We start from the raw sequence: 21,366 nt of genomic DNA, 5'->3' as shown, positions 1-21,366 counted from the left end.
TTTTTGTTTTTTTTCGTTGTTTTTTGTTTTTGTTTTGGGTGGGTGTGTGTTTTGGTGTTTGTGGGTGGGGGGGGGGGGGGGTGGGGGGGGGGCGCCCCCCCCCCCCCACCCCCGGGTGGACCGCTCGGACGACAGGCCGTCCGGAACGGGTCAGACGTCGATGCGGGAGCGGTCGAGCAGCGAGGCGGACTCGACGATGAACTCCTTGCGTGGCGCGACGTCGTTGCCCATCAGCAGGTCGAAGACCCTCTCCGCGGCGTCCAGGTCGCCCAGGTTGACCCGGCGCAGGACGCGGTGCCGGGGGTCCATGGTGGTCTCCGCCAGCTGGTCCGCGTCCATCTCGCCCAGACCCTTGTAGCGCTGGATCGGGTCCTTCCAGCGCTGGCCCTTGCGCTGGAGCTCCAGCAGCGTGTTGCGCAGCTCGCTGTCGGAGTAGGTGTAGATGTACTTGTCCTGGCCCTTGCGCGGGCTGGTCAGCTCGACCCGGTGCAGCGGCGGGACGGCCGCGAAGACCCGGCCGGCCTCGACCATCGGGCGCATGTAGCGCTGGAAGAGGGTCAGCAGCAGGCAGCGGATGTGGGAGCCGTCGACGTCGGCGTCGGCCATCATGATGACCTTGCCGTAGCGGGCCTGGTCGATGTCGAAGGTGCGGCCCGAGCCCGCCCCTATGACCTGGATGATCGCCCCGCACTCGGCGTTCTTGAGCATGTCCGAGACGGACGCCTTCTGCACGTTGAGGATCTTGCCCCGGATCGGCAGCAGTGCCTGGAACTCGGAGTTGCGGGCCACCTTGGCGGTGCCGAGCGCGGAGTCACCCTCGACGATGAACAGCTCGGTGCGGTCGACGTCGTCGCTGCGGCAGTCGGCCAGCTTGGCCGGGAGCGAGGAGGTCTCCAGCGCGGTCTTGCGACGCTGCGCGTCCTTGTGCTGACGCGCGGCGACACGGGTGCGCGCGGCGGCGACCACCTTGTCCATGACCGTGCGGGCCTGGGCCTTGGCATCTCGCTTGGTGGAGGTCAGGAACTCCTTGAGCTCCTTGGCCACCACGGCCGCCACGATCCGCTGCGCGGCGGAGGTGCCCAGCACCTCCTTGGTCTGTCCCTCGAACTGCGGCTCGGCGAGGCGGACGGTGACCACCGCCGTCAGCCCCTCGAGCGCGTCGTCCTTGGTGATGTCGTCCTCGGCGACGCGCAGCAGCTTCGCCGCCCGCAGCGCCTCGTTGACCGTCTTCGTCAGCGAGCGCTCGAAGCCGGCGACGTGGGTGCCGCCCTTGGGCGTGGAGATGATGTTGACGAATGAACGGACCGTGCTGTCGTAACCGGTGCCCCAGCGCAGCGCGATGTCGACCCCGAGCTCGCGCACGACCTCCGTCGGGGTCATGTGGCCGAGCTCGTCCAGGACCGGGACGGTCTCCTTGAAGGTGCCCTGGCCGGTGATCCGCAGCGTGTCGCAGACCGGCTTGTCGGGCGCGAGGAAGTCGCAGAACTCGGCGATGCCGCCGTCGAAGCGGAAGACCTGCTCGTCCACGGGGGCACCGTCGACGCCGCGCTCGTCGCGGACGACGATCGTCAGGCCGGGCACCAGGAACGCCGTCTGCCGGGCCCGGTTGTGCAGCTGCTCCAGGGAGAGCTTGGCGTCCTTGAGGAAGATCTGCCGGTCGGCCCAGTAGCGGATCCGGGTGCCGGTCCTGCCGCGCGGCGCCTTACGGCCCGTGTCCAGCATGCTGCCGGGAGTGAACTCGGCGTCGGGCCCCTCCCCCTGGAAGGAGCCCGGGGTGCCACGACGGAAGCTGAGGGCGTGGACCTTGCCGCCGCGGTCCACCTCGACGTCGAGGCGGGCGGAGAGGGCGTTCACGACGGAGGCGCCGACGCCGTGCAGACCGCCGGAGGCGGCGTAGGAGCCGCCGCCGAACTTGCCGCCGGCGTGCAGCTTGGTCATGACGACCTCGACGCCGGACAGGCCCGTCTTCGGCTCGATGTCGACCGGGATGCCGCGACCGCTGTCGCGGACCTCGACGGAGCCGTCACTGTGCAGCATCACCTCGATGCGGTCGCCGAAGCCGGCCAGGGCCTCGTCGACGGCGTTGTCGATGATCTCCCACAGGCAGTGCGTGAGGCCCCGGCTGTCCGTGGATCCGATGTACATGCCGGGGCGCTTGCGGACCGCCTCCAGCCCCTCGAGGACGAGAAGGTGCCGCGCGGTGTAGTTGGAGCCGTCCTTCTGGGCGCTGGCGGGCACGGTCTGTTCGGCGGTCACGCGGTCCTGCTCCTTAACCTTCAAAGCCTTCGCTACGGATGGACGAAACGACTTGGGATTCGCGTGACGGAATTCATGCCGACTTCCGCTCGCTGCGAACAAGAGCTCCTTCCCTGGCTTCCGGCCCGGGGGCCAAGGCACCATGGCAGGAATGCTGCCGGGATGCAGGCTACCGGTGCGTGGGCTGGGGCTATTGCTTCCCGCTCATCGTGGCTTATGCTACGCGCACCTCGCACGGGCGTTCGATAACACGTTCGAGTGAAGGTTAGCCATCCACGACAGCAGGCATGAACCGTTCCCACTCCGGGCACGTCCTCATCAACAACAAGGCATCACAGAACCACGCACCACCGACAGCATCGCTACCAAGACCGCCGTCTCCATCCCCGTCCGGACACCGCTCAAAAAGAAAGACCGAGCGGGAACGAATCCGGCCTGGTTGGATGTTGACCCTGGTAAGACAGCTCGTCGAGCTAGAGAAGAGGCGACGTGACTACTAACGTTCTCACCCCCGCGACCCCGCTGACCGCGGCCGACCGCTGCGACCGCTGCGGCGCCCAGGCCTACCTCCGCGTCGTGCTCGCGTCCGGTGGAGAGCTGCTCTTCTGCGCTCACCACGGCCGCAAGTTCGAGCCGGAGCTGAAGAAGATCGCCGCTGAGATACAGGACGAGAGCGGCCGTCTGTCGGCCACGCCGGCGGCGGCGACCGAGGCGGACGAGCGCTGACCCTGCGCGGTCGAGCGAACACGCCCGGCGCACGAAGGCCCGGGCCCTGCGTCTCGGTTGTCCTGGTCGACGACGAGCTGAACTGAAGAACAGAGCTGTCGCAGACGGTGGGCGGCGGACCGAAAGGTCCGCCGCCCACCGTCATGTGACGTCCCTCACAGTTGGCCGCGGATCGCGTCCACCATCGCCGACAGGCGGGTGTAGACGCCCGGATGCCCGGGCTCCGCGCAGCCCTCGCCCCAGGAGACGACACCGACCAGACGCCCGGCCACCACCAGCGGCCCGCCGCTGTCCCCCTGGCAGGCATCGCGGCCCCCGAGGGACTGCCGGCCCGCACAGACCATCGTGTGGCCGTCGAAGCTGCCCGAGGGGCCCGAATGGTAGTCGGCCGCACAGGTGGCGTCGGCCACCATCGGCACCTGCACCTGGTGCAGGGTGGTGGGGTAGCTGCCGTTGCCGCGCAGATCCCCCCAGCCGAGTACGGTGGCGGCGGTGCCCGCCACATAGGGGGCGGTCGCGCCCTGGTCCACCATCGGCAGAACGGCCGCCGGATCCTGCGGCTCGGCGAGCGTGAGGACCGCCACGTCCCACTCGTTGGTGGACATGTCGTAGGACGGATCCACCCAGGTGTCGACGACGGGCACCTCGCTCCCCGAGGAGGAGGCGAGATCGGTGCGCCCCACGATCACGGAGAGGTCGGGCCGGCTCACCCGCTGCCCCGTCGACTCGTCGTAGAGGCAGTGCGCCGCCGTCACCACCTTGGTCGGACTGACGAGCGTGCCGCCGCAGAACTGCCCGGAGCGCGAGTCGCCGTAGACCGACCGGCTGGACACGGCCACCATCCACGGGTGGTCCGTCGTACTCGCCTTCACCCCGCCGACGATCGCCGCCGCCGGCGTCGCCGGACAGGCGAGGGCCGCCGGCAGTGCCGCGAACAGCACCAGCAGCGTCCGCCTGCGCTTCGGTGACTCCCCGCACCTCTGCCTGGATCCCACCCTGTTCCCTTCGCCGCACAGACTCCCGTCGCGCCACAGGGTATCGAGGTGATCACGGAACGTGCCCGAAGCCATGCACGAAAGAGCACCAGAACGTCTGCCCGAAGAGTGAACCGAACCTGTTGGTGGACGGAACTCCCGCTCTGGATTCCCTGCCTGACGGATCGTCGACCCAGCGAGGGGGGAACCGGTCATGCTGATCGCCTGGATCATCCGGCTGTTCGAGCGCCCCAAGCAGCAGGGTGGCGCCGGAAACGCCCACCGAACCGGCAAGGCCCCCGAACCGCACGCGGTTCGGGGGCCTTGCCGGTGTCATGCGCCGGACGCGACCGATCAGTCCAGGTAGTCGCGCAGGACCTGCGAGCGCGACGGGTGGCGCAGCTTCGACATGGTCTTGGACTCGATCTGGCGGATGCGCTCACGGGTGACCCCGTAGACCTTGCCGATCTCGTCCAGCGTCTTCGGCTGACCGTCGGTCAGACCGAAGCGCATGGAGACGACGCCGGCCTCGCGCTCGCTCAGGGTGTCCAGCACCGAGTGGAGCTGCTCCTGAAGCAGGGTGAAGCTGACCGCGTCAGCCGGGACCACGGCCTCGGAGTCCTCGATGAGGTCACCGAACTCGCTGTCGCCGTCCTCGCCGAGCGGGGTGTGCAGCGAGATGGGCTCGCGGCCGTACTTCTGGACCTCGACGACCTTCTCGGGCGTCATGTCCAGCTCCTTGGCCAGCTCCTCCGGGGTGGGCTCGCGACCCAGGTCCTGGAGCATCTGGCGCTGGACGCGGGCCAGCTTGTTGATGACCTCGACCATGTGCACCGGGATACGGATGGTGCGGGCCTGGTCGGCCATCGCGCGGGTGATCGCCTGACGGATCCACCAGGTGGCGTACGTGGAGAACTTGTAGCCCTTGGTGTAGTCGAACTTCTCGACCGCGCGGATCAGACCGAGGTTGCCCTCCTGGATCAGGTCCAGGAAGAGCATGCCGCGACCGGTGTAGCGCTTGGCCAGCGAGACCACCAGACGGAGGTTGGCCTCCAGCAGGTGGTTCTTGGCCCGGCGGCCGTCCTCGGCGATGATCTCCAGCTCGCGCTGCAGACGCGGCGCCAGCTTGTCCTCGGTGGCCAGCTTGTCCTCGGCGAAGAGGCCGGCCTCGATGCGCTTGGCGAGCTCGACCTCCTGCTCCGCGTTGAGCAGCGGGACCTTGCCGATCTGCTTGAGGTAGTCCTTGACCGGGTCGGCGGTGGCACCGGCCACGGCGACCTGCTGGGCGGGAGCGTCGTCCTCGTCCTCGTCGGACAGGACGAAGCCCTCGGACTCCTCCTCACCCTCGGCGGGCGCATCGCCCTCGGGGGTAGCCGTCACAGCGGCGTCCTCGAGCAGCTCCTCGTCTCCGAGCTGCTCCTCCTCGCCCTCGGCCTTCTTGCCGGGGGCCGCCTTGACGGCGGTCTTCTTGGCAGCGACCTTCTTGGCCGCCGGAGCGGCCTTCTTCGCCACGGCCTTCTTGGCCGCGGCTGCCGTGGCCGGAGCGGCCACCAGGGTCGCCTCGACCTCGACGGAGGTGACGGACTCGGTGACCGAGACGGTCACCGGCGCCGCGGCAGCGACGCGCGGAGCAGCGGTACGGGTCGTGCTCGCGGCAGCCGCAGGGCGCGGAGCGACGGACTTGGTCGCCGTCGTCTTCGTGGCAGTGCTCTTCGCCGCGACGCTCTTGCGGGGGCGCTTGGGTGCGGACGACTCCGCAGCGCTCACCATCAGCGTCACACCCTCCTCATCGAGGACCTGGTTGAGGCTGCGCATGACGTTCTTCCACTTGGTGACCGGGATCTGGTCCACCTCGAAGGCATGCCGCACGTCATCACCGGCGATCTGCCCCTGAGCCTTACCCCGCTCGATGAGCGCCATCAGAGCGGCGGACTCGGAGATCTCGGGAGGGAGCGAACGGGATGTGCTGGCCGACACGAACAACCTCTCGGAAGTGAGTGGACAGAAGGCCCGCCACAGCGGCGGCCCTCTGGAAACTGCAAATGCTGTGGATCTGGCGGATCAGTACGGATCTGTCACCGCCCTCGTACACATCGCTCGGCGCGGCAAAGCGTTACGCCCTACTTACGTGGCGCAGGTCACATACTTCGGGAGTCGCTTGCCAAACTGAGGTGTACCCCGTTCAACCATGCCAGATCCGTGCTCATTCCGAGTGTCGCCTGAATCGGGTAGCGCGATCGGCCCACGAGCGCCCCGGCGCGACCCGGCGGTGGTGTCCCGGCCGGTCGATCGCACCGAGAACGCCGCAGGCCGCCGCGGTCATGGCGTGGTCCACGCATGACGGCGGCGGCCTGCCGGGTGCCCTGCGGCGTCAGTGCTCGCGCGGGCCGGGGACGAGCGGGTCGACCTCCGGGTGCACCATCAGCAGGGACCGCGTGGCGGCCTCGGCCGCGGTGCCGTCACCGGTGGCGAGCGCTTCGACGAGGCGCACGTGCAGGCCCACGGACGGCTCGGACGGGCGGTCGCAGGCCGTGATCGGCCCACCGGAGACCTGGAGCGCGGAGCCGACGATGCCCGCGAGGTGCTCCAGCATCTTGTTGCCCGCCAGGTCCATCAGCACCGCGTGGAACTCGGCGTCGGCCCGGCCGTAGGTGAGCGCGTCGCCCTGGGCGGCGGCGTGGCCCATGATCTCGGTCATGTCGTGCATGCGCTGGCGGGCCTCGTCCCGGCCGTGCCCGGCAGCCAGCCGGGCCGCCAGCGGCTCGATGGCCCAACGGAGCTCGAACAGCTCGCGACGCTGGTCCTCGCGCTGCGGGCCGAAGGCGCGCCACTCGATGATGTCGGGGTCCAGCAGGTTCCAGTCGGCGACCGGACGGACTCGGGTGCCGACATTGGGGCGGGCGCTGACGAGGCCCTTGGCCTCCAGTACGCGCAGGGACTCGCGGACGACGGTGCGGGAGACCTCGAACCGCTGCCCGATCTCCTCGGGCACCAGCGGGCGGTCGGCCCCGAGGTCACCGGAAACGATCATTTGACCGAGCTGCTGGACCAGCTGTCCGTGCAGTCCGCGACCGCGACTTCCGGCGGCGCGGCGGCCGACCCGGCCGAGGTCGGGGTCGGAGCTCTCCCAGTGCAGCGAAGCGCCGCTCGTGGCGTGGGACACACCAGGGGCCGAGCTGTGCGAGGCGCCTACGGGGAAGCGGTCCAGCTGAGTGGACGTCATCTGGGCGGGGGGCATCGTGGGGTGCGCAACGGTACTCACGTCTCCTTTGTCGGCGATGGGCCTCGCGCCCTTGAGGAATTTCGTGAAAAGCACACGAAAGGGTGATCGCGCATCACTACACAATTGACGCCATATCGGCAGTTATTGCCCATCTGTGCCCTGGGCATGCCACAGCGCGCCTCGACGTGCCCTTGACACGCCCCGGAACGGCCGCCACCGGTCCCGAACCGCCGGCTCAAGCGACCCCTCGACGGCTCACAGGGCGCTCCGGCGCGGGAGCAGCACCAGGTAGGCGAGGAGCAGCACCGCGACGGGCGCCGCCACCGCGACCGCGAGCCCGGCGTCGGAGACCGTGGTCCCGCTGTGCAGTCCCGTCAGGGCCCCGTAGAGCCAGGCGTGGTGCCCGTCCACGGGGAAGAGCCGGCCCCAGCGGAAGGCCGGCGCCGGGCTCGCGGTGGCGGTGGCGGTGGCGGTGGCGGCGCCCGCCGCGGACTGCCCGAACAGGGCCGAGGCGACCGGCTCGATCAGCACCGGGATGGTGATCAGCACGAGCATCCCTGCGGCGGCGCTGCGCAGCAGCACGGCCCCGAGCAGGCCGATCCAGCCCCCGGCCACGACCAGCGCGAGGTAGCCGCCCAGGGCAGGCGGCACATGGCCGTGGAACGCGGCGGACTCCAACGGCACCGCCAGCGCGCGGTTCCCGACGTGCAGCACCACCGCGTCCAGGGCGAGGGTGCCCACCCCGAGCAGTGCGGCGAAGACCCCGACGGTGAGCAGCTTGGCCAGCAGCAGCGCCAGCCGCCGTCGCAGCGGACGCAGCAGCGCGAGCGGTGCGGGATGCCGGAACTCGTGACCGGCCGAGAGTGCCCCGACGACGCCGGCGCCCAGCGCCGCGAGTGGGAGCGGAAGCAGCGGCAGGCCCGCCGTCAGCACCCGCACCGGATCGGCCGACGGCGAGCCCGCCGCCGCGGTCTGTCGCAGCGTCAGCGCCGCCACGGTGGCACTGGTGACCAGCACCACGGCCGGGACCAGCCAGGTCGATCGCACCCCGGCCAGGCGTCGGCGCTCATAGGTCAGTGCGTGCACGGGTCGCTCGCTCTCGTTGTCCGTCACTCGTTCTCGTCGCCGGTTGCGCGTCGCCGGCAGCCCGTCGCTGCCGGCCCGTCGCCCGTTGCCCGTCGCGGTCGTGCCAGGGCTCTTGCCCGTCCTCGGACGGGCGCAGGGGGGTGGTGGCGTGCTCCGCGCTCATAGGCGCGGCGTCCGGGCTCGGTGGTCGCAGCCGGGCCCTCACCGGGCCATCGCCGGGCCCCAGGGGCTCCGCCCTCGCCAGGTGTCCCGGTCAGCCGTCCTCGTCGGCGAAGAGGGGGCCGCCGACCTTCGGCTCACGACGTGCGGGCAGCACGTCGGCACTCGCGGCGGGCACGATCACCTGCGCGGTGACCGTCTCTCCCGGGCCCACGGCAACCGTCGCCCGAGCAAGGGTCGCTCCGGCCGGTTCGGGCGGACGCGGCCCGGGCGTGGGGGCGTGCTCGACGACCTGGTCGGCCAGCTCGTGGAGCAGGATGCCATGCCGGAAGGCCAGCTCACCGATCTCGGTCCGGGCCACGCCCTCGACGGCGATCACGTTGCCGCCGTCGTGGCGGACGGTCGCGCCGTTGGCCGACAGCAGGTCTGCCAGACGGGACACCTGCGGGCCACGGACGGACACCTCGTCGCGCAGCCTGGTGCGCCGGAACTCCTCCACCGGCTGGTCCGCCAGCAGCCGACCGAGGTCGAGCGTGACCACCCGGTCCGCCAGCTGGGCCGCCTGCTGCGGGCTGCGCAAGGTCACCAGCACCGCCCCGCCGCCGGCCGCGAACGCCCGCAGGAAAGCGTGGAACCACTCCACGTTCTTGGGCGAGAGGCCCTCGGTGGGCTCGTCGAGGACGAGCGTGCGGGGGTCGCCCAGGAGCGCCTGCGCCAGCTGCAGGCGACGGTTCATCCCGGGCGAGAAGGTGCGCAGCCGGTGCTCGGCCGCCGGTCCGAGGCGGGTCTGCTCCAGCAGTTGATCGGCCCGGCGCGCCGGGACGCCCGCGGCGGCCGCCATCATCCGCAGGTGCGCCCGGGCCTTGCGCCCGGGGTGGCCCGCGGGACGGTCGGCCTCGCCGAGCACCACGCCGACCTCGCGTTCCGGCCGGGACAGCCGCCGATAGGGGCGTCCGTGGAACAGGGCCGCGCCCTGTCCCCGCTCGAGGCCGAGTGCCAGGCGCAGGGCCGTGGTGCGCCCGGAGCCCTCCGGGCCCAGCAGGACCGTGACCTGACCTGCCCGGGCGTCGAAGGACAGGTCCAGCACCGCGGGCGGCCGACCCCGCCGCCCGGCCTTGGTCAGTCCGATCGCCTGGAACGGGTGGTGGCCCTGCCGCACCTGCCGGCTCCGGGCGGCCTCGTCGGCCTGGGTCTGGACAGTCTGAGCCACGGTCGGGCACCTCCGCGCTGGTCACCCCCAACGCCAGCACGATAGACCGACATGGTTACTTTGCGTGGGATTGACCGATACGGCGCGTGGGCGTCGGCGCCCCGCGGCGTCAGCTGTCGGGGCGCAGCATCGGCGGGTTCAGCACCATGGCTCCCCCGGCACGGAACAACTGCGCAGGTCGGCCGCCCTGACGTGTCGTGGTGCCGCCGGCCGGGACCAGGAAGCCCGGCGTGCCCGTGACCTTCCGGTGGAAGTTGCGCGGGTCCAGCTGCACGCCCCAAACGGACTCGTACACCCGGCGCAGCTCGCCGACGGTGAACTCCGTGGGGCAGAAGGCCGTGGCCAGCGCCGAGTACTCGATCTTGGACCGGGCACGCTCGACTCCGTCCGCCAGGATCGCGCTGTGGTCGAAGGCGAGCAGCATCCCGTCGTCCCCCTTGCGGCCGAGCAACTCCTCGACCGGCGCCCAGCGGGCGCTGCGGACATCGCCACCGGGCCTGGGGGTAGGCAGATCCGGAGCCAGGGCCAGGTAGGCCACGCTCACCACGCGGAGTCGCGGATCGCGCTGCGGGTCTCCGTAGGTGGCGAGCTGTTCCAGATGGGCGCCGACCCCCGGCCCCTGGCCGGGGGCGCCGTGCGCCCGCAGGCCGGTCTCCTCGGCCAGCTCACGGGCCGCCGCCTCGACGAGTCCCTCGTCGGGACGGACGAAACCGCCGGGCAGGGCCCAGAAGCCCTGGAAGGGAGGTTCACCTCGGCGGACCATCAACGCGCACAGGGCATGGTCGCGCACGGTCAGGACCACCAGGTCGACGGTGACCGCGAAAGGGGGGAAGGCCGACGGATCGTAACGCGACATGGGCCGCATCTTAGTCGTCTCTGTGACGATAAACAGTGGGCCCTCAATCGGCCGATCGGCCCAGGCAGCGAGGAAGCCTGCCGCGGCGACGCCGGCCGCCCCTGCGGATGCGGGCCGCCCGCTCGGCCCGAAGGGTGGCGCACAGCGTGTCCGGTACGGCTCCGCAGTTGATCGCCTCGTACAGGAGCGAGGCGAAGGTGTAGGTCGGATCGAGGGACAGTGCCCGGCCCAGGGCCACCCGAGCGGTGACCGTGTCCCCCGTCACCCAGGCCGTCCAGCCGAGCAGTGAGAGCGGGGCGGCCGCGTGGTCGGCAAAGGGGCCGACACAGCGTCTGGCGAGGTAGCGCCAGAGCCTGGCGGCATGGGCGACATCGGGCGGGTCGAGCCATTCGGCGGCTCGATCGCGGGTGAGGCGGTCCTGGAGGCCGAGAACGATCCGCGCCGCCTCGCGGTCGTCCAGCCGGCTGTCGCCGTGCCGGAAACGGACGACGGCGGCATCGATCAGCATGACCGTGGTCTCCCGCAACCGCTCGCGCCCTCCCTCCCGGTCGAGCTCTGCGGAGATCGCCGGCATCTCCCTCTCGAAGGCGTGCAGCAGGGGCACGGCCGCGTCGGCGACCACGGGTTCCAGCTCCCGGTGCATGTCGCTGAGGGTGCCCCGGACCTGGATCCCGGCGAACGCCGCCGCCGCGGCGACGGCCGAGGTACTGCCGGGAGCGCGGACCGGCGCCCCCTCCGGAGGGCAGCAGGTGGCGTCGGTGCAGGTGTAGGAGAACCACCGCCCGGCCGACAGGCACAGGGACTCGTGGACCGGGACGCCGGCCGCCGTGAATGCCCGGGTGAGCAGCGCGGAAAGGGGACGCAGCCGCTCCGCCACCGCCTGTGGGCTCCCCGCCGGCCCGGGGTCCTGGCAGAGGTAGACGATGACGGCGTCCGGCGGCCGGTCGCGCTGCTCCGACAGCGCCAGCAGGAAACCCACCACCTCCGCCGCGGCGGCCGGCCAGGCCCCGGGAGGCGGGATGTCGACGCGGACGGAGCCACCCTGACGACGGCGCTCTCCTTGCAGCCCCAGCGCCACCACGCTGTCACTCGGATAGAAGCCGAGCAGGTAGGGCAGTGCGTCCGCCATGTCGGCGGGAGACCTCATCCGGACCACGGGACGCTCGAAGGCGGAGAGGGCCGGTACCGGCGGATCGGACGGGGAGGGCGAGGCCGCGGAGTGCGGCGGGATGCTGTGCTCGTTCATGGGGCGAGCGTGTCCCGACGCGGGAGGGCCTGCTCCGGCGGCCGCGAATCTGTGGACAGGTCGACGGGTGTGGAAAACTCCGCCACCCGATCGAGTGAGCCTTGGGCCGTTTCGGGTCCCGCGAACCGTTTCTCCACAGGTTCGAGGTGACCGGTTCGCCTTTGTCGGCGCCGCCGACTATCAATGAGCGCATGGATGAGACCCAGCTCCAGGACCGCACCGCCGTGCGGGCACAGGCCGACGCGGTACTGCGCTCGCTCGCCGGCGGCGACGCCCGACTGCGCGAGGACCAGTGGCGCGCGATCGAGGCGCTCGTCGTCGACCGGCGTCGGGCGCTGGTCGTGCAGCGCACCGGCTGGGGCAAGTCCGCCGTCTACTTCGTCGCCACGGCCCTCCTGCGGGCCGCGGGTTCGGGGCCGACGGTCATCGTGTCGCCCCTGCTCGCCCTGATGCGCAACCAGGTCGAGTCCGCCGCCCGCGCGGGCATCAGGGCGCGCACCATCAACTCCTCGAACACCGAGGAGTGGGAGTCGGTCCACGCCGAGATCGCCGGCGGAGAGGTCGACGTCCTTCTGGTCAGCCCCGAGCGGCTGAACAATCCGGATTTCCGGGACGAGGTCCTGCCCCGGCTCGCGGCCGCCACCGGTCTGCTGGTGGTCGACGAGGCACACTGCATCTCCGACTGGGGCCACGACTTCCGCCCCGACTACCGCCGGCTGCGCACCATGCTGGCGGACCTGCCGGCCGGTGTTCCGGTCCTGGCCACGACGGCCACGGCCAACGCGCGGGTCACCGCCGACGTCGCCGAGCAACTCGGCACCCACTCCGGGCCCGCACAGGAGCCCAGCACCCGGGGCGAGGCCCTGGTCCTTCGCGGTCCGCTGGACCGGGAGAGCCTCAGTCTCGGGGTCCTTCAGCTGGGCGACCCGGCCCACCGGCTCGCCTGGCTCGCCGACCGGCTGGAAGAACTGCCCGGCTCCGGCATCATCTACACCCTGACCGTGGCGGCCGCCGAAGAGGTGACCTCCTTCCTGCGGCAACGCGGTCACACGGTCGCGTCCTACTCGGGTCGCACCGAGGACGCCGAACGGCAGGCCGCCGAGGCGGACCTGCTGGCCAACAGGGTCAAGGCGCTCGTCGCCACCTCCGCCCTGGGTATGGGCTTCGACAAGCCGGATCTCGGCTTCGTGGTTCACCTCGGGTCGCCCAACTCCCCGATCGCCTACTACCAGCAGGTGGGCCGGGCCGGGCGCGGTATCAAGCACGCGGAGGTGCTGCTCCTGCCCGGAGCCGAGGACGCCGCCATCTGGCGCTACTTCGCCTCCTTGGCCTTCCCCGGCGAGGCGCAGGTCCGGACGACGCTGGAGGCGCTGGCCGGCCACACCACCCCTGCGGGGGAAGCACTGCCGCTCTCCACCCCGGCCTTGGAGGCCAGGGTCGATCTGCGCCGTACCCGGCTCGAGACCATGCTCAAGGTGCTCGACGTCGACGGCGCGGTCCGCAGGGTCAGGGGCGGCTGGGTCGCCACAGGGCAGCCCTGGGCCTACGACGCGGCCCGCTACGCCCGGGTGAACGAGACCCGGGTGGCCGAGCAGCAGGCGATGCTCGACTACGCGGCCTCGGAGGCCTGTCGTATGGAGTTCCTGCGTCGCCAGCTGGACGACCCCGAGGCGGCGCCCTGCGGACGGTGCGACAACTGCACCGGCGGGCGCCGTCCCACCGAGGTGAGCGCCGAGACCCTCGCGGCCGCCCGGGCCGCCCTGGGCCGGCCCGGCCTCGAGATCGAGCCCCGCCGGATGTGGCCGACGGGCATGCCCGCGGTCGGGGTCGAGCTCAAGGGCCGGATCCCGGTGGGCGAGCAGGCCGGCGCCGGGCGGGCCCTCGGGCGGCTGTCGGACATCGGTTGGGGCACCAGGCTGCGTGCCCTGCTCGCTCCGGAGACACCCGATGCCCCCGTTCCGCCCCAGGTGCTCGACGGCGTCGTCACCCTTCTGGCGGACTGGTCCCGCGGGCCCTCCGCCTGGGAGCAGCGCCCCTCGGCCGTCGTGGCCATCGCCTCGCGGACCAGGCCCGAACTGATCGGGAGCCTGGCCGCGGGCATCGCCCGGATCGGCAGGCTGCCACTGCTCGGCCAGGTCGAGTACGCCGCGGGCGTCGACCCGCGACGGGGCGGGCGCGGCAACAGCGCCCAGCGGCTCAAGCAGCTCCACGACGCGTTCGTGCTGTCGCCGGATCTGGCCGCCGCCCTGGCCGCGCCGGACGGGGACGGCGCCGGGGCCCTCAGCGGTCCGTTGCTGCTCGTCGACGACTACGCGGACAGCGGCTGGACCCTCGCGGTCGTGGCGCGGCTGCTGCGCCGCGCCGGCGCTCCAGCGGTCCTCCCCCTGGTTCTGGCACAGTCCTCCTGACCGGGTGTCGGCTGCCCAGGCGGCCGAACGGTGGAGACACCTCGGCGTGCCGAGTGGGACTTATCTGTCGGATCACCAGAAGCAGGGACACTTCCGGCGGGATCACCGTTGCCGGTCCGTGCGGAGCACGTGAGAATTGGCAGGTATCCCGGCCCGACGTTCCGTCCACGGCTGGTGTGCGAGGTGCCCGCGCCCGGGCACGGGGAAGGAGGATCTTGAGCATCGGCCATCCCCTCAAGCTGTCCGGGGAGTCGCACACCCCAGCCCCGGCACGTTCGGTCGACCCGTCCACCTGGGCCGACGCGGGGCTGCCCACGCTGCTCGACCCCCGATCCGTGGTGGGCGAACTGCACCGCATCCACCTGCCACACCCCGGTGTCACCGTGCTGGGGGTGCTGTCCGGTGAGGGCCGCGTCGTGGGCGGCGCCTCGTTCGTGGTCCCCGAGCGGATCACCGATGGCTGGCATCTGCGCAACGTCCTGCTCGCGCACCTGCGGCACGTGGTGCCCCACGGCCTGCGGCGGCGCTCCCCGGCCCACAGCACGGTGGTGCTCCAGTGCCGCGACAGCCCGGCGGACTGGACGGACCTGGACGGTGCCTGGATGTGGGCCCTGCAGGACGCCTCGGTCCTGCACGGCCTCCGGTGCGGTGCCTACATCACCCTGACCGAGGAGGGCTGGCAGGTCCTCGGCGAGAGCCGCCGCGGCCGCAGTCCGCAAGCCGGGTCCTGGGTGCGCCGTACCGTCAGCACGGTCAGCGAGCTGCCCAGCAGAGAACGCCTGCCGTCCCTTTCGACGATCACGCCGGCGGCGGTCGAGAGCGCTCGACCGCGCCCCGCGCTGATGCCGGCCGCCCCGGTGGCGCAGGCAGTGGCCCACTGACGGCCCCGCGTCCCCAGGCGGCCTCCCACGAGGACGCCCCGGGCCCCGCCGGACGGATCCCGTCGGGGCCGGGGGGCGATTCTCAGCGCTGCGCCGGCAGCGGGGTCTCCCCGCAGACGATCAGCAAGGACGTGGCACGGGCCAGGGCGACCGCGAGGGCGTCCTGGACGGTACCGGTGTCGCCGCCGTTGACGCAGAGCACGACGACCTCACGACGCGTCGGCCGGCAGTCCTGGGCGGAGGCGTAGAAGACGTCATCCCCGGCCTCCAGTTGTGCCCAGTAGCGCTCGGCGCCGAAGGACTGCTCGTGCTGCTGCCAGGGGTGCGCCTCAGCAGTGGTCAGCACCAGGATCTGTCCGGGCGTGCGACCGGCGTCGAGCAGCAGGTCGACTGCCTCGTCCGCGCGGTCCAGCGCGACGTCGGGGGCGGCCGGCAGCAGTTGCAGCTCCGGAAGGGTGGGCAGCGATTCGGCGCTCCGACGGGCCGGGGCTCCCGGCTTGGCGGCGCGCGTGGGCCCGGCCGGAGGGCCGGGAACGGGACGCCGGGCCGTCGGTCCGGGCCGGGGCCCGGGACGCGGCGTGGCGGCCACGATGGTGGGGGTGGGTACTGCGGTCACGGCGGTGCGGGCTACCGGGTCCGTCTCGTCGATGGATGGAACGCCCTGGCCCGAGTCGGTCTTGTGGATCTCCAGCTCCTCGGCACGATTTCTGGCGGCGCACTGGGTAGCGCCGAACAGCGCCCCAGAGCTTACTCGTTGCCTGTGAGCAGCCGATAGGGGGGTTCGCCCGCCGGACAGGACGATGACCGAACATGCATCCGCAGGCTTCCTGGAAGCAGACTCGGGGTCGTCTCCAGGCCATCGGGGCTCGATAGCGGAACGCCACCCGCCGCTGCCGACGCGTCGTCAGAACCCGAGCGAGAGCTGCTCCCCGGCGTCCACCGGCTCGCGGTGGACCCGCAGGTGCCGCCATTCGGGGAGCTCCTCCAGATACGCCCAGGAGAGTCGGTGCTGCCCTGTCGGACCGAGCCGTTCGAGCGCGGCCCGGTGCACCGGCGAGGGGTAGCCGGCATTGTCGGCGAAGGCGAAATCCGGGTACTGGCTACCCATCTCCGCCATGAGCGCGTCCCGGCGGACCTTCGCGATCACAGACGCCGCGGCGACGGCGATGCAGGACTGGTCGCCCTTGATAACGGTCCGCACCCGCCAGGGGCCCCCGAGGTAGTCGTGCTTGCCGTCGAGGATGACCGCGTCGGGCTGCTCCGGCAGGGCATCCAGTGCCCGCACGGCGGCGAGCCGCAGCGCGGCGGTCATGCCGAGCTCGTCGCACTCCCGTGGGCTGGCGTGACCGAGGGCATAGGCATGGACCCACTTGGCGAGCAGCGGCTCGAGTTCCTCACGGCGCCGCTGGGTGAGCAGCTTGGAGTCGGTGAGCCCGGCCGGCGGCTTGCGCAGGCCGGTGATCGCGGCGCAGACGGTGACCGGTCCGGCCCAGGCCCCGCGCCCCACCTCGTCGACCCCCGCGACCAGCTGGGCACCGGCCCGGCGCAGCGAGCGCTCGACGGAATGGGAGGGTGGATCCACAGGCATGCCTTCAGCCTAACGGCCCCGCCGGGGCCCGTTGGCGCGCCTGTGGGAGGAGCCCTACGGCCGGGCGACCCCTCGGCCCTCGCGGGTGACCCCTCGACCCTCGCCGGGCGGCCGGAGCACGGGCAGCAGCACCTCGTCGACGAGGGCCTGCGCCTCCTGCTCGGTGAACCGCCCCTGCCGGGTCTTGGTCCGGTACATCATCATCGCCGGCACGAGGTCGAGCACCATCGGCGTCGCGACCTCCAGGCGGACCTCCCCGCGCTCGGCGGCCGCCCGGATCACCTGCAGGAGCAGCAGGTGCGCCGGGTCCAGGATCTGGCGGTGAACGAGACCGATGAAAGCCGCCGCCCGCTCGTGGTCCAGCTCACTGATCACCGCGCGCGCGGCACAGCCGGGGCGGGAGCTCATGGCGACGCGCAGCCCCGCGAGCACGGCGAGCAGGTCGGTGCGCAGGTCGCCGGTGTCCGGCGGCGCTCCGGCGGGCGGCAGGCTGGCGCTGAGGGCGTCGAGGACCAACTGCTCCTTGCTGTCCCATCGCCGATACAGGGAGGCCTTGCCGGTCTGCGCGGCCGTGGCCACCGCCTCCATGCTGAGCCGGGCGTAACCGGAGGCGATGAGCTGCTCGAGGGTGGCCTCGAAGATCGCCTGCTCCAGGGCCGGGCCGCGGCGCCGGACCGCGACGGAGGGCGTCGTCCTTCGCATGGCCGTGCACCCCCGAACATGACGTTGCTGACTGGTGGGCGCCGGGCCAGATAGAGAGCTAGCCAGTTAGAGAGCTATGAGTCTTGTGTCCCTATTTGTCCGGGTCTAGGGTCGAGGCTAGTGAACGCCTCCGTTCATTCCAAGCCCCTTTTCCCCGCATCCAGCCTCCGCGCCACACATCCCAGGGGGAGCCGTGGCCACTTCGAAGACCCTCACCCGCAGCGCTCCGGCCCAGGCCCGGCGTGGCCAGCACTCCGGCATCTCCCTGGCGGTCATCGCGACCACGCAGCTGATGGTCGTGCTGGACATCACGATCGTGAACATCGCGCTGCCCCACATCTCCACCGCACTGCACTTCACCTCGACCAGCCTGTCGTGGGTGCTCAACGCCTACACGCTGACCTTCGGCGGTCTGCTGCTCCTGGGCGGGCGTATCGGCGACATCCTGGGCCGCAGACCCACGCTGATCACCGGTGTGCTGATCTTCAGCTGCGCGTCGCTGCTCGGCGGACTCGCCACCTCCGCCTGGATGCTCCTGGCGGCCCGGGCACTGCAGGGCATCGGCGGCGCCATCGCCTCGCCGACGGCGTTCGCGCTGATCGCCACCAACTTCAAGGAGGGCCCCGAACGGAACCGGGCGTTCGGCGTCTACTCGGCCGTCGCCGGCGCGGGTGGCGCGATCGGGCTGCTCCTCGGCGGCATTCTCACCTCCTGGCTCTCCTGGCGCTGGGTCCTGTTCGTCAACGTCCCGATCGGCATCGCCCTCGCCCTGCTGGCCCCGCTCTACATCAACGACTCCGAACGCCACCCCGGCCGGTTCGACCTGCCCGGCGCCCTGAGTTCCACCCTCGGCATGGCCACCCTGGTCTACGGCTTCATCCGCGCCGCCGAGGACGGGTGGTCCGACGCCTGGACCCTGGCATCCTTCGCCGCTGCGGTCGCCCTGCTGATCTCGTTCCTGGTGATCGAGTCGCGGACGGAGCAGCCGATCACCCCGCTGCGGATGTTCCGCAACCGGAACCGCTCCGGCGCCTACGTGCTCATGCTGTGCCTGGCGGCCGCGATGTTCGGGATCTTCTTCTTCATGACCCAGTTCATCCAGGACATCCTTGGCTTCAGTCCGATCCGCGCAGGCCTGGGCTTCCTGCCGATGAGCTTCTCGATCATCCTGGCCGCGCAGATCGCGGCACGGCTGCAGACCAGGTTCGGCGCCAAACCGTTCATGATCCTCGGCACGGTCATGATCACTGCCGGCGCCTACTGGATCACTCAGCTGGACGTGCACAGCAGCTACGCGGGAGGCGTCCTCGGGCCGACAATGATCTTCGGCTTCGGCATGGGCTCCATCTTCGTCCCGGTGATGCTGACCGCCGTCTCCGGCGTCGCCCCACACGAGACGGGCTCCGCGACCGGTCTGCTCAACACCACCCAGCAGGTCGGCGGCTCGCTCGGCCTGGCGATCCTGGTGACGGTCTTCGCCACCGCCCAGCGCAACGAGGCCAAGGCGCTGCTGCCGGCGCACGATCCCAACCAGGTCTTCGTCCACGGCATGACCGCCGCCTTCCAGGTGTCCCTGGTCTTCACCGGCATCGCCCTGCTGATGGCCCTGTTCGTGATGAAGCCGCCGCAACGCCTCGGCCTCATGGCGCAGTCGGACGCTCCGCCCACCACCCGGACGACGTCCCGGGATTCGGCCTCAGCGGCGGCCTCGGACCCGGGACCGGGCTCGGGCCCGGAACCGCCGCCGCGCAACGAAGCGGCCTGACGTGGCCGACGGTTCACGGCCGCGCGACTCATTAGCAACCGTGAACCGTCCGCTACAGGAATCGTCGCTGGTGCTTCACGGCTACCGCCGTCCAGGCTGGGGACATGAACGACACCACTCCCCAGGAACCCCTCCCGCTGGGCCGCTGCCTGGCCGCCATGGTGACCCCCTTCCGCCATGACGGGACGCTCGACACCGAGGGTGCACAGAAGCTCTCGGCGCATCTCGCCGACTCCGGTTGCGACGGACTCGTCCTCAGCGGCACCACGGGAGAGTCGCCGACCACCACCGACACGGAGAAGGAACAGCTGATCCGCTCGGTCGTCGAGGCCGTGGGCGGACGGGTCAAGGTGATCGCAGGCGTCGGCACCAGCGACACGGCACACACCGCCACCCTCGCCCGAGCGGCGGAGCGCGCGGGCGCGGACGGCCTCCTCGTGGTGACCCCGTACTACAGCCGCCCCCAGCAGGAGGGCGTGCGGCGCCATCTGAGCGCCGTGGCCGACGCGGTGTCGCTCCCGGTGATGCTCTACGACATCCCCCACCGCACGGGCACCCGCCTCTCGGCCGAGACCCTGCGCACCCTGGCGGAGCATCCGCGGATCATCGCGGTGAAGGACGTCAGCTACGAGCTCGCCGCCGTGGCCCGGACCATCGCCGAGACAGGTCTGCACTACTACTGCGGAGCGGACGAACTGAACCTCCCGCTCCTGGCCATCGGGGCCGTCGGAGTCGTCAGCACGGTCGCCAACGTCGCACCTCGGCAGACCCTGGCCGTACTCGACGCTCACGCCCGCGGGGCCAACACCGAAGCGCTGCGTCTGCACCAGCGGCTGCTGCCGCTGGTGCAGACGATGATGGACGAGGCACCCGGCACGGTCACGGCGAAGGCCCTGCTGACCGATGCCGGCCTGCCCGCGGGCCCCGTCCGGCCGCCCCTGGTCGAGGCCGGCCAAGGACTGCTCGACCGGCTGCGGACGGCCCTTCAGGACGCCGGCAGCTCCCGGTAGGCGGCGAGGCAGTCGGCGGTCTTGGTCGCCGCGAACTCGACCACGTCGTAGCGGGCGACGCCGCCCTTGGCGAAGGGGTCCTCGGCCAGCAGCGCGTCGAGAGCGGGCCGGTCCAGGCCACCGACCAGGAGCACGCCACCCGTCCGCGGCACCTTGGCACCCGAGGCGAGCATCACGCCCTGGGCGTACTGCTCGTCCAGCCAGGCCCGGTGCTCCAGCAGGAGCGCGTCCACCTGCTCGATCGGGGCGGTGTAGGAGAGGGTGACGATGAACACGGGCGAGCTCCTAGCCGGATGCGGACCTCCGGAAGCCTCCGGTCAGGTCCAGCGGTCGAACGGACGATCAAGCGTATAGCGGCCGTCGGGCCCGAGATCGAGGGTCCGCATCTCCCCGTTGTCCGGATTGGACAGCGCCTCGAACTCGTCCACGCTCCAGTGGAACCAGCGCATGCAGAACAACCGCATCAGCAGACCGTGGCAGACCAGCAGCACGTTCGGCGGGTAGTCGGCGCGCTGGAAGTTGCGGTGCAGGGTCTCGAAGAAGGCACCGACCCGGTCGTAGGCGTCGGCCCCGGATTCCCCCTGGGTGAAGCGGTAGTAGAAGTGCCCGTACGCGTCGCGCAGCTTCCGCTGCCGGCGGATGTCGTCGACGTCCTGGAGATTCCCCCAGTCCTGCTCGCGCAGCCGGGGCTCCTCCATCACGCGGATCCGGGCCGGCTCCAGCCCGAGCAGTTCCAGGGTCTGCCAGGTCCGGGTGTAGGGCGAGACGTACACCTGAACCCGCTCGACGCCGAACAACGCCCGCAGTTCCGTGCCGGCCACCCGGGCCTGCTCGCGACCGCGCGCGGTCAGGGTCAGGGCATGATCGGGGACACGCTCGTAGATCGTCTCGTCGACATTCCCCTCAGACTCGCCATGTCTGATCAGGACAATTCGCCTCGGCCGCGCCATACCGGCCACGGTAACCCAGCGGGCGTCGCGAGGCCTCGCCGTCTCACCGCACCGAGCTGCCCCACCGCCGGCGCTCCAGGCGAGGCGAATCCCGGCAGCTCACCGCAGCCGTCGCCCCCAGCAGCGTCGGCCGGGCCGCGAGCCCGGTCGGAGCGTCCGGGAGAGTCCGGAGCAGCACCCGATGGCACAGCTCGGCTGTCGTCCCCAGTCGGCGGCAGCCAGCTCGCACTTCGGGGAATCCCCGGAGCCGGGGCCGGGCTCCGGGGCACACGGACTTCCTGTCGCGGCTCAGGCCTTCACTGATCCTCGGCGTCCGCCCGTCGATC

At 71.4% G+C, this 21,366-nt stretch carries 18 protein-coding genes; 5 read left to right on the top strand and 13 right to left on the bottom strand.

Annotated features, from left to right (window positions below):
- Positions 1 to 150: 150 nt before the first annotated feature.
- The gene (locus ABH931_RS31755; protein WP_370121013.1) at positions 151 to 2,256 is read right to left on the bottom strand and encodes a type IIA DNA topoisomerase subunit B; all 2,106 of its coding nucleotides are present in this window, start codon (positions 2,254 to 2,256) and stop codon (positions 151 to 153) included.
- A 489-nt stretch (positions 2,257 to 2,745) separates the two neighbouring features.
- Here ABH931_RS31755 and ABH931_RS31750 point away from each other — a divergent pair, with 489 nt between their 5' ends.
- Positions 2,746 to 2,982 carry a hypothetical protein gene (locus tag ABH931_RS31750; RefSeq protein ID WP_370121010.1) on the top strand — a complete coding sequence of 79 codons (237 nt, stop codon included), beginning with the start codon at positions 2,746 to 2,748 and terminating at the stop codon, positions 2,980 to 2,982.
- A 155-nt stretch (positions 2,983 to 3,137) separates the two neighbouring features.
- On the opposite strand, the gene ABH931_RS31745 is transcribed toward ABH931_RS31750, so the two are convergent.
- The 7 genes from ABH931_RS31745 to ABH931_RS31715 form a co-directional block, all read right to left on the bottom strand.
- Positions 3,138 to 3,977 (bottom strand): trypsin-like serine protease, encoded by an 840-nt coding sequence (locus ABH931_RS31745; RefSeq protein ID WP_370121007.1) that lies wholly within the window; start codon positions 3,975 to 3,977, stop codon positions 3,138 to 3,140.
- A gap of 333 nt (positions 3,978 to 4,310) precedes the next feature.
- Positions 4,311 to 5,939: an RNA polymerase sigma factor gene (locus ABH931_RS31740; RefSeq protein ID WP_370121004.1), complete on the bottom strand. Its 1,629-nt coding sequence runs from the start codon at positions 5,937 to 5,939 to the stop codon at positions 4,311 to 4,313.
- A gap of 388 nt (positions 5,940 to 6,327) precedes the next feature.
- On the bottom strand, positions 6,328 to 7,272 hold the full coding sequence (locus ABH931_RS31735) for a FadR/GntR family transcriptional regulator (RefSeq protein WP_370121001.1): 945 nt from the start codon (positions 7,270 to 7,272) through the stop codon (positions 6,328 to 6,330).
- Positions 7,273 to 7,434: 162 nt separating this feature from the next.
- Positions 7,435 to 8,292, bottom strand: coding sequence for a hypothetical protein (locus tag ABH931_RS31730; protein ID WP_370120998.1), 858 nt, complete (start codon positions 8,290 to 8,292; stop codon positions 7,435 to 7,437).
- Between the two features lie 226 nt (positions 8,293 to 8,518).
- Positions 8,519 to 9,634 carry an ATP-binding cassette domain-containing protein gene (locus ABH931_RS31725; protein WP_370120995.1) on the bottom strand — a complete coding sequence of 372 codons (1,116 nt, stop codon included), beginning with the start codon at positions 9,632 to 9,634 and terminating at the stop codon, positions 8,519 to 8,521.
- A gap of 109 nt (positions 9,635 to 9,743) precedes the next feature.
- Positions 9,744 to 10,490 (bottom strand): NUDIX domain-containing protein, encoded by a 747-nt coding sequence (locus ABH931_RS31720; RefSeq protein WP_370120992.1) that lies wholly within the window; start codon positions 10,488 to 10,490, stop codon positions 9,744 to 9,746.
- A 43-nt stretch (positions 10,491 to 10,533) separates the two neighbouring features.
- Complete coding sequence (locus ABH931_RS31715) at positions 10,534 to 11,736, bottom strand: DUF4192 domain-containing protein (RefSeq protein ID WP_370120989.1); 1,203 nt, start codon at positions 11,734 to 11,736, stop codon at positions 10,534 to 10,536.
- Positions 11,737 to 11,927: 191 nt separating this feature from the next.
- Here ABH931_RS31715 and ABH931_RS31710 point away from each other — a divergent pair, with 191 nt between their 5' ends.
- The gene (locus ABH931_RS31710) at positions 11,928 to 14,144 is read left to right on the top strand and encodes a DEAD/DEAH box helicase (protein ID WP_370120986.1); all 2,217 of its coding nucleotides are present in this window, start codon (positions 11,928 to 11,930) and stop codon (positions 14,142 to 14,144) included.
- A 215-nt stretch (positions 14,145 to 14,359) separates the two neighbouring features.
- Entirely contained in the window at positions 14,360 to 15,025 is a 666-nt protein-coding gene (locus ABH931_RS31705) for a hypothetical protein (protein ID WP_370120983.1), read from the top strand.
- An 82-nt stretch (positions 15,026 to 15,107) separates the two neighbouring features.
- Here the strand turns inward: ABH931_RS31705 and ABH931_RS31700 are convergent, their stop codons facing one another.
- The 3 genes from ABH931_RS31700 to ABH931_RS31690 all read right to left on the bottom strand — a co-directional run bounded on the left by ABH931_RS31700 (position 15,108) and on the right by ABH931_RS31690 (position 17,315).
- Positions 15,108 to 15,641 (bottom strand): hypothetical protein, encoded by a 534-nt coding sequence (locus tag ABH931_RS31700; protein WP_370120980.1) that lies wholly within the window; start codon positions 15,639 to 15,641, stop codon positions 15,108 to 15,110.
- A 288-nt stretch (positions 15,642 to 15,929) separates the two neighbouring features.
- Positions 15,930 to 16,613, bottom strand: coding sequence for a ribonuclease HII (locus tag ABH931_RS31695; protein ID WP_370120977.1), 684 nt, complete (start codon positions 16,611 to 16,613; stop codon positions 15,930 to 15,932).
- A 54-nt stretch (positions 16,614 to 16,667) separates the two neighbouring features.
- A complete protein-coding gene (locus ABH931_RS31690) occupies positions 16,668 to 17,315 on the bottom strand; it encodes a TetR/AcrR family transcriptional regulator (RefSeq protein WP_370120974.1) in 648 nt (215 codons plus the stop codon).
- A 193-nt stretch (positions 17,316 to 17,508) separates the two neighbouring features.
- Here ABH931_RS31690 and ABH931_RS31685 point away from each other — a divergent pair, with 193 nt between their 5' ends.
- Both ABH931_RS31685 and dapA read left to right on the top strand, forming a co-directional pair.
- A complete protein-coding gene (locus ABH931_RS31685) occupies positions 17,509 to 19,080 on the top strand; it encodes a DHA2 family efflux MFS transporter permease subunit (RefSeq protein WP_370120971.1) in 1,572 nt (523 codons plus the stop codon).
- A 104-nt stretch (positions 19,081 to 19,184) separates the two neighbouring features.
- Positions 19,185 to 20,090 carry a 4-hydroxy-tetrahydrodipicolinate synthase gene (gene dapA, locus ABH931_RS31680; protein WP_370120968.1) on the top strand — a complete coding sequence of 302 codons (906 nt, stop codon included), beginning with the start codon at positions 19,185 to 19,187 and terminating at the stop codon, positions 20,088 to 20,090.
- On the opposite strand, the gene ABH931_RS31675 is transcribed toward dapA, so the two are convergent.
- Positions 20,066 to 20,365 (bottom strand): YciI family protein, encoded by a 300-nt coding sequence (locus ABH931_RS31675; protein WP_370120966.1) that lies wholly within the window; start codon positions 20,363 to 20,365, stop codon positions 20,066 to 20,068. The two genes, dapA and ABH931_RS31675, sit on opposite strands and share 25 nt — an antisense overlap.
- 42 nt (positions 20,366 to 20,407) lie before the next feature.
- The gene (locus ABH931_RS31670) at positions 20,408 to 21,040 is read right to left on the bottom strand and encodes a histidine phosphatase family protein (RefSeq protein ID WP_370120963.1); all 633 of its coding nucleotides are present in this window, start codon (positions 21,038 to 21,040) and stop codon (positions 20,408 to 20,410) included.
- Between the last annotated feature and the right edge of the window lie 326 nt (positions 21,041 to 21,366).

Origin of the sequence: Streptacidiphilus sp. MAP12-33 (assembly GCF_041261265.1) — a bacterium.
GTDB lineage: Bacteria > Actinomycetota > Actinomycetes > Streptomycetales > Streptomycetaceae > Streptacidiphilus.
Note: the sequence above shows the minus strand (reverse complement) of the source record. Positions and strands in the feature narration are given on the sequence as shown.

Coding starts and splice junctions, on each gene's coding strand:
- ABH931_RS31720 (WP_370120992.1), bottom strand. CDS start 10,490: ATGTCGCGTTACGATCCGTCGGCCTTCCCCCCTTTCGCGGTCACCGTC.
- ABH931_RS31715 (WP_370120989.1), bottom strand. CDS start 11,736: ATGAACGAGCACAGCATCCCGCCGCACTCCGCGGCCTCGCCCTCCCCG.
- ABH931_RS31710 (WP_370120986.1), top strand. CDS start 11,928: ATGGATGAGACCCAGCTCCAGGACCGCACCGCCGTGCGGGCACAGGCC.
- ABH931_RS31695 (WP_370120977.1), bottom strand. CDS start 16,613: ATGCCTGTGGATCCACCCTCCCATTCCGTCGAGCGCTCGCTGCGCCGG.
- ABH931_RS31690 (WP_370120974.1), bottom strand. CDS start 17,315: ATGCGAAGGACGACGCCCTCCGTCGCGGTCCGGCGCCGCGGCCCGGCC.
- dapA (WP_370120968.1), top strand. CDS start 19,185: ATGAACGACACCACTCCCCAGGAACCCCTCCCGCTGGGCCGCTGCCTG.
- ABH931_RS31670 (WP_370120963.1), bottom strand. CDS start 21,040: ATGGCGCGGCCGAGGCGAATTGTCCTGATCAGACATGGCGAGTCTGAG.